This is a genomic window from Kitasatospora sp. NPDC059327, assembly GCF_042752535.1.
In the GTDB taxonomy this organism is placed as follows: Bacteria; Actinomycetota; Actinomycetes; order Streptomycetales; family Streptomycetaceae; genus Kitasatospora.
This window is the reverse complement of the sequence record NZ_JBHYYB010000011.1, coordinates 1-8,451: the sequence shown is the minus strand read 5'-3', so window position 1 is coordinate 8,451 and position 8,451 is coordinate 1. Positions and strand designations below refer to the sequence as shown.

Annotated in this window: 8 protein-coding genes; 2 read left to right on the top strand and 6 right to left on the bottom strand. The window is 72.7% G+C overall.

Features of this window, described 5'->3' with window-relative positions:
• Positions 1 to 6: 6 nt before the first annotated feature.
• From ACFXHB_RS09680 to ACFXHB_RS09670, 3 genes are all read right to left on the bottom strand, one after another.
• Positions 7 to 1,200 carry a cytochrome P450 gene (locus tag ACFXHB_RS09680; protein ID WP_380573342.1) on the bottom strand — a complete coding sequence of 398 codons (1,194 nt, stop codon included), beginning with the start codon at positions 1,198 to 1,200 and terminating at the stop codon, positions 7 to 9.
• 190 nt (positions 1,201 to 1,390) lie between these two features.
• The gene (locus tag ACFXHB_RS09675; RefSeq protein WP_380573341.1) at positions 1,391 to 2,023 is read right to left on the bottom strand and encodes an FMN-dependent NADH-azoreductase; all 633 of its coding nucleotides are present in this window, start codon (positions 2,021 to 2,023) and stop codon (positions 1,391 to 1,393) included.
• A gap of 247 nt (positions 2,024 to 2,270) precedes the next feature.
• Complete coding sequence (locus ACFXHB_RS09670) at positions 2,271 to 3,542, bottom strand: response regulator transcription factor (RefSeq protein WP_380573340.1); 1,272 nt, start codon at positions 3,540 to 3,542, stop codon at positions 2,271 to 2,273.
• Between the two features lie 660 nt (positions 3,543 to 4,202).
• Here ACFXHB_RS09670 and ACFXHB_RS09665 point away from each other — a divergent pair.
• Positions 4,203 to 4,406, top strand: coding sequence for a hypothetical protein (locus tag ACFXHB_RS09665; protein WP_380573339.1), 204 nt, complete (start codon positions 4,203 to 4,205; stop codon positions 4,404 to 4,406).
• A 325-nt stretch (positions 4,407 to 4,731) separates the two neighbouring features.
• Here ACFXHB_RS09665 and ACFXHB_RS09660 read toward each other — a convergent pair whose 3' ends face one another.
• Positions 4,732 to 5,718, bottom strand: coding sequence for an endonuclease/exonuclease/phosphatase family protein (locus ACFXHB_RS09660; protein WP_380573338.1), 987 nt, complete (start codon positions 5,716 to 5,718; stop codon positions 4,732 to 4,734).
• Between the two features lie 270 nt (positions 5,719 to 5,988).
• Between ACFXHB_RS09660 and ACFXHB_RS09655 the strand changes: the two genes are divergently transcribed.
• On the top strand, positions 5,989 to 6,195 hold the full coding sequence (locus ACFXHB_RS09655) for an antitoxin (RefSeq protein WP_380573336.1): 207 nt from the start codon (positions 5,989 to 5,991) through the stop codon (positions 6,193 to 6,195).
• Between the two features lie 174 nt (positions 6,196 to 6,369).
• Here ACFXHB_RS09655 and galE read toward each other — a convergent pair whose 3' ends face one another.
• Both galE and ACFXHB_RS09645 read right to left on the bottom strand, forming a co-directional pair.
• On the bottom strand, positions 6,370 to 7,431 hold the full coding sequence (galE, locus tag ACFXHB_RS09650; RefSeq protein ID WP_380573334.1) for a UDP-glucose 4-epimerase GalE: 1,062 nt from the start codon (positions 7,429 to 7,431) through the stop codon (positions 6,370 to 6,372).
• A gap of 188 nt (positions 7,432 to 7,619) precedes the next feature.
• Entirely contained in the window at positions 7,620 to 8,279 is a 660-nt protein-coding gene (locus tag ACFXHB_RS09645; protein ID WP_380573333.1) for a hypothetical protein, read from the bottom strand.
• Positions 8,280 to 8,451: the final 172 nt, after the last annotated feature.

Genomic DNA, 8,451 nt, shown 5'->3' with positions numbered 1-8,451 from the left:
AGGGAGTTACCAGGAAACGGGCAGGGACTTCACAGCGAAGACGGATCCGTGGGTCCGGAGCGGGACCTCGTCCGCCGGCACCGCCAGGCGCAGGTCGGGGAAGGCCTCCAACAGCGCGCGCAGGCCGACCCGCAGCTGCAGGCGGGCCAGGTTCTGGCCGATGCACTGGTGGACCCCGTAGCCGAAGGCGACGTGGCCCGCGGTGTCCCGGCCGAAGTCGAGCTCCGCCGGGCAGCCGAACTTCTCCGGGTCCCGGTTGGCGGCCGGCAGCGAGACGGTGACCGTCTCGCCCTTCTTCACGGCGTGGCCGCCGAGTTCGAGGTCCTCCAGGGCGGTCCGGAAGATCTCGTACTGGTTGACGGTGATGTAGCGGAGGATCTCCTCCACCGCGTCGTCGATCTTCGAGGGGTCCGCCCGCAGGACGGCCAGCTGCTCGGGGTGGTGCAGCAGCGCGAACACGCCGACCGTCAGCGCGCCCTCCGTGGTCTCGTAACCGGCGAACAGCAGCAGGGCGGTGATGTTGCCCAGCTCCTCGTCGGTCAGCTCCCCGGAGGCGATCAGCCGGCTCAGGATGTCGTCCCCGGGCTCCGCCTTCTTGCGCGCGATGGTCTCGTGGATGAAGGCGCCCACCTGGGCGAACGCCGCCATCGACTCCTGCGCGTCACCGAACGGGTTGTTCATGACCGCCGGCGCCTCGGCGTAGCGGTCCCGCTCGCTGTAGGGCAGGCCGATCAGGTCGGACAGCACCCGCAGGACCAAGGGGTTGGCGAAGCTCTCCAGCAGGTCGGCGGAGTCGCCCTGCTCGCGCATGTGCTTGATCTGCTCGGCGGCCACGGCCTCGACCCGCGGCGCCAGCTGGTTGATCGTGCGGCCGGTGAACTCACGCGTCAGCAACTTGCGGAACCGGGTCTGCTCCGGCGGGTCCATGTGGATGAACATCCCCGGCATGGCCGGGAACTGGGGCACCGGGCCGCCGTACTTGGTGACCGGGAAGTGCCCGATCTCCAGGTTGTGGCTGAACTTCGGGTCGCTCAGGACCTGCCGGGCGAGCTCGTGACTGGTGGCGATCCACCCGACGTGTCCGTCGGGGTAGACCATCCGCGCCAGCGGGCGCTCCTTCCGCAGCTCGTCGAAAATCGCCGGAGGGTCGAACTTGTCAGTCCGCGCCCAGGCATCCTCGTAAGAGATCGCCTCGCTCATGACGCACCTTCTCCGTTTCGGGTCGAAAATATCCCTGCGCACGAAAACGGCGGCCCCGCCGAATGGGCGCGGAGCCGGTTTCCGGACGATCCGTCGGGCCCCCGCGGATGTGCGGGCCCGCGAACTCCGGGTGAATTCGGCAAAGGGCCTGCCGTGACGTGCCCGCCGGCCGCGAATGGCGGCCGTGAAATCAGAGAGCCAGCTTCTTGAGCGTCTCGTTGGCGTTCGCCAGGGACTGCTCGCCCAGCGGCTTGAGAGCCGCCATGGCCGGCACGATCGCCGAGAGGGTCAGCTCGGTGTGCACGAACTTCAGATTGTCGGCGAGGCCGATCGAGCTCAGCACGGCGCGCAGGTAGGGCTCCTGGTGGTCCCAGCCCTCCCGCGGGGTCCCCGGCGCGTACGAGCCGCCGCGGGCGGTCACCACGATCACCGTCTTGCCGCTCAGCGGGCCGGACTCGGCACCCGGGGGCACCATGTGGGCCGGGCTGACCAGGAGGTCGATCCACGACTTGATCGTCGACGGGACGGCGTAGTTGTACATCGGCACGCCCAGCACGATGGTGCTCGCCTCGCGGACCTCGGCCACCACCGACTCGGTGAAGGCCTTCTCCTCCGGCGTCAGCCCGTGGTCACGGCTGGGGTCCAGGAGGAACTCGCGCACCGCGTGGGTGATGTGCGGGACCGGCTGGGCGGCGAGGTCCCGGTAGGTGTAGCCGTCGCCGGGGTGGTTCTGCCGCCACTGGCCGGCGAAGTGGGACGACAGCTGCCTCGTCACGGAGCCGGTTGCGCGGATGCTCGAATCAATGTGGAGAAGAGAAGACACTAAAGGCCCCTGGATTGTCCTGAGCGATTCACCGAGAACTGCTTTTCCAACTCTCTTCGAGTCTAAGGAGAAGCGCCCCGGACGGGCATCCCTCAGTCTGGTAGCGCGGGTGGCCACCGGCCCCGTGAGGAGCCGCGCGGCCGGCCCACGCGCCGGTCCCGACGGTTCGGACGGTGGCCCGCGGAATCCCTACCGGAAGGGCGGGTTCCGCGAACGTCCGCGAACCGTTCGCACCGGCGCGCGGGCCTCACACGGCCAACCGGCCGACCGGATCCCCGGTCACGAATGCGGACTCGGCGCCCAATTCGGTCGTCCGTTCCTCCACGAGCCGGTTCCAGGTGCCGGCCAACTCGACCCGGGAGGCGACGTCGAGCTTGCGGAAGATCTTCTTGAGATGGAACGCCACGGTGTGCGGCGACATGAAGAGCTGCCGCCCGACCCGCCCGTTGGTGAGGCCCTGGCTCACCAACTCGGCCACCGCGTACTCGGTGTCGGTCAACTGACTGGCCTGCGTCCTGGTCCGGCTCGGGCGGCGCGAGAACTGACCGCTGTTTCCCTCGACCTCCCGGAGCTTGCTGCGTACCCGCAGCACGTCCCGGGACGCGCCGACCGCCAGGTAGTCGTCCGCCGCGCGTTTCAGCAGGTCGACGGCCTGATCCGACTCGGAGCGGCGGGCGAACCGCACCGCGCTCGCGTCCTCCAGCGCGGAGGCCTGGGCCCACCGGTCCAGATGCAGGCCGGACGCCCGCTCCAGGGCCGCCGCATTGCGCTCGAACAGGCCGATGGCGTGCGCGGAGGCCGCCTGCACGGTGCGGAAACTGGGATTGCGCGCCGCGAGTTCATTGACCTGGGTGACCGTCCGGACGGCGATCTCGTCGTCCCCCAACCGCTGCGCGGCGCGGACCAGCCAGGCCGCCGCCGCCGGCTGCGAGACCAGCAACTCCCGTGCCAGCGAACCGTCGTGCACCAGGCCCTTGAGGAGGTGGGCGATGCTCTCGGTGCCGTCCCGGGCCTCCAGGACCTGCGCGACGGCCCAGGCGCACTGCCCGGCCATCAGGTTCGCGCGTCCGAGCAGCGCGTGGTCCCGCAGCCGGTTCGCGTACTGGAGGGCCGTGGTGAGGTCCAGCCGCCGGGTCGTGCTGACGGCCATCACGAGGAACCCGCTCGGCGTCAGCGACCGGTTGCCGGCCTGTTGCGCCAGCCGGAGCCCGGCCTCCGCGGAGGCGACCGCCCCGTCCAGATCACCCCTGGCCAGGTCGAGCTCCGCCTCGCACAGCAAATGAGCGGCACGCTTCTCAACTCGGTCAGAACCGTGGACAGGTGACGAGTCGTCGGCGAGCATGATGGTGGCCGCCCCCAGACCGCGGACGCGTGTCAGCAGCGTCGCGTGCCAGATTCTCGCCTTCAGCGTGCATGCGCCCGGCCCACCGGCCCGCGCCCGGAGCGTGGCGGCGGCGGCCAGATCCATACTCCTACCGAGCTGGCCGTCGAGCCAGGACTGCGCGGAACGCGCCGCCAACTCGACGACTTCATCGGATAACCGCAGGGAAGGACCGGGCGTCGTGGAAGTCCGAATTGACACTGTATCCTCCGACTCGGAATCAGTGACGCCCTGAGTCGCCCGGCTGCTCGACGGGCATCGTGGGGTGCCACTCGATTCGACATGGGAATGTGGGGCCTGCAACACGATCGTGCCGGTAGTGCCTGGTCGACCACGGTCCGGTGGCGGTCCGGCGGTCGGCGGCGGACCGTGGGGTCCACCGCGCTCCGCCCCCGGAGACCGGCCACCGGGGCCCCGCCCGAAGGACGGACGCACCGGGCCCGGAACACCGCACCGCCGGGGCTTCGTCCGACAACTCCCCGCGAGGGAGCCGGCGTTCGACTTCATGGAGACCTGCCGGTGCCGTCCGGGGCACTGGACGCGAGATCGGCCACGGCGGGCCGGAGCCACGGCCGCCGAAAAGGCGACGACACACGGCCGACGAGCCGGAAGAGCCCGAGCCGCTCACGCCGCGACTGATGCGGCCGCGGCGTCGACAGGACTCTGAACAGTCGCCCGACCGCCGGACGAGGTCCGCGGGGGGAGACGGGGAAAGGGGGTCGCGGTGCCGGCTCCGTCGCCGGTCGACCGCGGGCGTAGGGGCAGCGAGCACCTTCCGATCCGTAAGAGGCTTTTCCCTTGGACAGCGTGAAGTGCCGCCGGGCGGCCGGAGCCGCCGCAGCGCCCCCGATCACCGCGACCGACGAGGGTGGCGCCCCGCCGGCGGTCACCCATGAGCATGCCCAGAACACCGAGGGATTGGAAAGGCCTGGCCACATCGTGGAACAGACCGTCTCGCCGCCGCACCTGTTCAGACATGTCGCGACCCACCACGACCTGTGACTCGACCCGCACGACGCACCTCACCCCCTCGGCCCGCAGCCTCACCCGCTGTGCGACAGCCCCAGGACGAGCCCGACCGTGCCCGCGGAACGGGCCGGCGCCCCCGGCCCCCGCCGGTAGGACGCACTCGGACGCACCCATCTGGCCTGTGCATGCCGACTCAGACTCTACGTCATGTCGAACACGATCGGGTGATGATCGTGATCATTCCTGTGACTGGAGTGACGACCCGGACACCCTGATCCATGAGGTGCGCGAAGGCCGGCCGACCGCTCCGAGCCAGGCCGACGGCCGGTGCGGGCAGCCCGCACCGGCCGGACGACTCTCAGCCCGTCACGGCGAGTTCGGCCACCACCGCACGGTGATCCGTACCCGGCACCCGGTGCTCGGACACCGCCACCGCGGTCAAACCTTTCCCATGAAGAACATGGTCGATCTGGATCATCGGCGGCAGCCGGGGGAAGTCCGCGTTGTCCTCCGGCCAGGTGGGCGAACCGCCGCGGCCCAGCTCGGCATGGGTGTCCGTCAGCCCGGTGGCGAGCAGGTCGCGCATCGGCGCGTGGTCCAGGGTCGCGTTGAAGTCCCCCAGGAGGACGGCGTCGCGGGTGCTGCCCTCGGCCGCCGCCCGGAGGCCCGCGAAGTCCTCGGACCACCGCCGGGCGTCACCCAGCGGGTAGTAGGTGTGCACGGCCGTCAGCCGAACCGTCCGGCCGCCGACCGACACCTCGGCGGCCACCTGCGCCCGGGCCGCCGCCGGAGCGGACTCGTCGAGCGGCGCGAGCGGCAACCGGGAGTACAGCGCGGTGTCGCGGCCCGGCGGCAGCTGTCGGTGCGGCAGCACCTCGGCGATGCCGGCCCGCTCCAGCGCCGCGGCCGCGGCGCCGCGCAGCTCCTCCACCGCGAGCACGTCGACCCGCTGCTCGCGCACCAGCCGGACCAGCGCGTCGGCGTCGACCTGCCCCATGTAGGCGTTGCTGGTCGCGACGCGCAGCCGCGGCGCGTCGGCGGCCACCGTGCCGCCCTCCGGCACGAACCTCGGCACCAGCCAGCAGAGCTGAACCACCGCCAGCAGCCCGGCCAACCCCGCCGCCCACCACGAGCGCAGCGCGAGCAGCACCCCCAGCGCCAGCAGGGTGGCCACCGCCGCGTAGGGCAGCAGCACGACCGGGAGCGCCAGCGCCGTCCCGTCGTCCCAGCCGCCCAGGCGGGTGACGACCAGCACCGCGGGCAGCACCAGGCCCACCCCGCAGAGCCCGATCACCGTCCTCCGGGTCCACCTCCACCAGCTCCGCCCGGCCACCCGCTCACCCACGCGCCCCTCCGTTCCTCGACCGCCTGCCCCGACGGGCCGCTCGACCAACTGTGCGATCACCCGTCGGCTCCGCCGGAAGACGCGACGGGCGGTGGCCCCGGTTCCGGTCGGGAGGGCGGCGGGGTGCGCGGGCCCAGGAGTCCCCCGGGTCCTCGGAACACGAACCGCGCGACGGGCGAGGGTAACTTCTACACCGCTGTAGAGGTAAGCTGCCGTCCGCACCCCCGCCGCCCACCGCGCGGCCGCCGCAGCAGAGGAGCAGAGCACATCATGTTCGACGGTCTGAAGAACCTCGTCGGCCGGGCCACCGGCCTCGCGCGCGAGCACAGCGACCTGGTCGGCCAGGGCCTGGAGAAGGTCGCCGGCGTGATCGACGACCGGACGGACGGCAAGTACGCGGGCCCGCTCGGCACCGGCGTCGAGAAGGCCAAGGACTTCATCCGCACCCCGGACGGCGACCGGAAGCCCACCGAGTAGCGGACACACGGCCGCCGACCGGGCCCGCGCGGCAGAACGCGCGGGCCCGGTCGGCGGGTTCGTCGAGTGGGTCCCGTCAAGCAGTACCCTCGGGCGCTGTCCCCCGGGTGCTGTCCCTGCGGCGCCCGGCCGTCAGGTACCGGCCGTCAGGCGCCGCCCTCCAGTCACTGCCCGTCAGGCCGAGGCCAGTTCGGCCGCGGTCGGACCGGCCGAGGCGCGGTCGGCCGAGGCGAGCTGGGCGGTCCACTTGGCCCGCCAGGCGAGGGCGTCGGCGACCGCCTCCTCGATCGTGCGCCGCGCGGTCCAGCCGAGCAGGTCGCGGGCGGTGTCCACCACGGCGTAACACCCGATCACGTCACCGGGGCGGGGAGCCGCCTCCCGGACGTCGAGGTCGGCCCCGACGGCCGCCTCGAAGGCCGCGATCAGCTCGCGGACCGTGGTGCCCTCGCCGGTGCCGATGTTGATCACCCGGAAACGGTCGTCGGCCGCCGGCTCGACGACCTCGTCGAACCGGGTGAGCGCGGCGACATGGGCCTCGGCGAGGTCCTGCACATGGATGTAGTCCCGGATGCCGGAACCGTCGCGGGTCGGCCAGTCCACCCCGGTGACGGTGAACGGCACGCCGTCGGCGTGGGCCTCGATCAACTTGCCGAGGGCGTGGGTCGGCCGGAGGTCCTGCAGGCCGGTGCGCAGGCGCGGATCGGCGCCGATCGGGTTGAAGTACCGCAGCGCGACGACGCGGACGTTCTCGGCGCCGTCGCCCCGGGTCCAGTCCTGGAGGACGTGTTCCATCATCTGCTTGGTGCGCGCGTACGGACTGTCGGCGGCGACCGGGCTGCTCTCGTCCACCCGGGCGTCCGGGGTGGGCGCGTAGATGGAGGCGGAACTGCTGAAGACGACCCGGGTGCAGCCGTTGCGGCGCAGGCCCTCCAGCAGCTCGACGGTCTTGGCGACGTTCTCCCGGTAGTAGAACAGCGGCCGGGCGACCGACTCGGGCACCACGATCCGCGCGGCGCAGTGCAGGGTGGCGGCGATGTCGGGGTGCTCGGCGAAGATCCGGTCCAGCAGTCCGGCATCGGCGATGTCCCCCCGGTAGAACACCCGGCCTTCGACGAACTCCGGCCGTCCCTTGGAGAGGTCGTCCAGGACGACCGGTGTGATGCCCTGGTCGAGCAGCGCGGACGCGACGGTGCTGCCGATGAATCCCGCGCCACCGGTGATCAGGACCTTCTTCATACGCGAACGCTCCCTTGCTCCCGTCGGACACCTCGGCGGCGCCCGGTGAGTGAGGGGACGACGGTTCGGGCGCGACGGTTCCACCGGCCCGCCGATCTCCGGTCCGCGCGCCGGCTCCGGTCTCCGGTCCGCGCGCCGCCTCCGGTGCGGGCATCACCGTCGGCCGCGTCTCGGCTCCGGTCCGGGCGTCAGCTCCGGCGGGCCCGGCGGCGGAGTCCGAAGCCGGTGGCGACCAGCAGGACGGCGACGACGGCGGTGGCGACCGCCGCCCGGGCCGCCGTCGAGGAGCCGTCGGTCCCGGCGGCGGTGCTCGGCGCCGTCGCCACGGCCACCCCGGCGGAGGCGGAGGCGGACACGGGTGCGGACGTCGGCGGGACCACCGGCCCGGCCGTGGCGGTGGGCGCCGCGGTGGGCGGTGCCGTGGGCCGCGCGGTGGGCGGTGCCGTGGGGGTGGGCAGCGTCGGGTCGGAGATGACGGCCGCCTCGATGTCGAGTTCGCGCTCCCCGTGCCCGAGCGAGGGGAAGGCGCAGTCGACGGTGATCTTCCAGTGGCCGGCCGGCAGCATCTCCCGGGTGGTGTACGTCCCCGGGCGCCCGGGGACGGCGACCAGCCGCCAGGGCCCGGCCGTCCGGCCGTCGGCGGAGGTCGCGGCGAGCGTCCCGGCGAACTCCTCGGTGACCGGGTCGTGGTCGTTCTCCCAGGTGGCGACGGTGGTGACGTGCCCACTGTCCTGACCGGTGACCTCCAGGTGGACGGTGTCGCCGTGGGCGACGGCGGGCACCGCGGCGGGTGCGAGGACGAGGGCCCCGGCGAGGGCGAGGGCGGCGGCGAACGGTCGGGTGCGCATGGCGGGCTTTCCTCGTGGGGGGGAGGGGAGCCCGGGTGCGGCCGCCGCGCCGCGGGGCGGCGGGCGGGCCCGGGCGGGACGGGCCGGGCCGGGCGGGCGTCGGCGCTCCGAGCGGGCCGCCGGGCCCGGGGGCCGGGAGTGCCGCGAGCGGTCCCGGAGAGCGGCCTGGAGG

What these genes read in the sequence shown, in the direction of transcription:
- ACFXHB_RS09680 (WP_380573342.1), bottom strand. Translation starts at nt 1,200, where the DNA reads ATGAGCGAGGCGATCTCTTACGAGGATGCCTGGGCGCGGACTGACAAG.
- ACFXHB_RS09655 (WP_380573336.1), top strand. Translation starts at nt 5,989, where the DNA reads ATGTTCGACGGTCTGAAGAACCTCGTCGGCCGGGCCACCGGCCTCGCG.
- galE (WP_380573334.1), bottom strand. Translation starts at nt 7,431, where the DNA reads ATGAAGAAGGTCCTGATCACCGGTGGCGCGGGATTCATCGGCAGCACC.
- ACFXHB_RS09645 (WP_380573333.1), bottom strand. Translation starts at nt 8,279, where the DNA reads ATGCGCACCCGACCGTTCGCCGCCGCCCTCGCCCTCGCCGGGGCCCTC.